This is a genomic window from Cellulomonas bogoriensis 69B4 = DSM 16987 (assembly GCF_000767165.1).
In the GTDB taxonomy this organism is placed as follows: domain Bacteria; phylum Actinomycetota; class Actinomycetes; order Actinomycetales; family Cellulomonadaceae; genus Actinotalea; species Actinotalea bogoriensis.
Genome location: NZ_AXCZ01000398.1, coordinates 1 through 777, shown reverse-complemented (window position 1 = coordinate 777; position 777 = coordinate 1). Strand labels below are relative to the sequence as shown.

Annotated in this window: 1 protein-coding gene; it reads left to right on the top strand. The window is 76.6% G+C overall.

Features of this window, described 5'->3' with window-relative positions:
• Positions 1–735, top strand: a 735-nt coding sequence (locus N869_RS15670; RefSeq protein ID WP_035063242.1) for a glutamate ligase domain-containing protein, incomplete at its 5' end; no start/stop codon positions are given.
• Positions 736–777 lie beyond the last annotated feature (42 nt).

Sequence of the window (777 nt, the reverse complement as noted above, 5' to 3'; positions counted from 1 at the left end):
TCCCGGTCCCTCGCTGCCCGGGTGCGGGCCTCAGGTCGTCAGGTCGTGACGTACGGCACGGTGGACGACGCCGACGTGCGTCTGGTCGGCTGGGCCCCGTCCGCGGGCGGCGAGGCCTCGGGACGTGCGACCCTCGTTGGTGGACCCGGGTCACCGGTCGCGGTGGGGGAGCACGTGGACCTGCGCCTGGGTGTACCGGGGGCGCACAACGCGCTCAACGCCACCGCGGCCTGGACGGTGGGTGTGCTCCTGGGCGCCGGTCCGGTCGCGGCCGCCGCCGCGTTGGAGCGGTTCGCCGGGACGGGGCGGCGATTCGAGGACCGCGGCACCGCCGCCGGCGTGCGGGTGGTGGACGACTACGCCCACCACCCCACGGAGGTCGCGGCGCTGCTGCGCGCCGCGCGGCCGGTGAGCGGGGGGCGCGTCCTGGTCCTGTTCCAGCCGCACCTGTACTCCCGTACGCGCACCTTCGCGGGCGAGTTCGCCGAGGCGCTCGCGCTGGCCGACCACGTCGTCGTGACCGACGTGTACGCCGCTCGGGAGGATCACGACCCGTCGGTGACGGGTGGGACCATCACCGACCTCATGGACGCCAGGGGCCGGTTCGTCCCCGACCGGTTCGAGGCCGCGCGCGCGGTCGCCGCGCTCGCGGCGCCGGGTGACCTGGTCCTGACCGTGGGGGCGGGCGACGTGACCGAGCTCGCGCCGGTGATCCTCGAGGAGCTCTCCGGGTGAGACCGCCGGCACGACCTCGGCGGGTCGCGCCGGGGCCGGCGG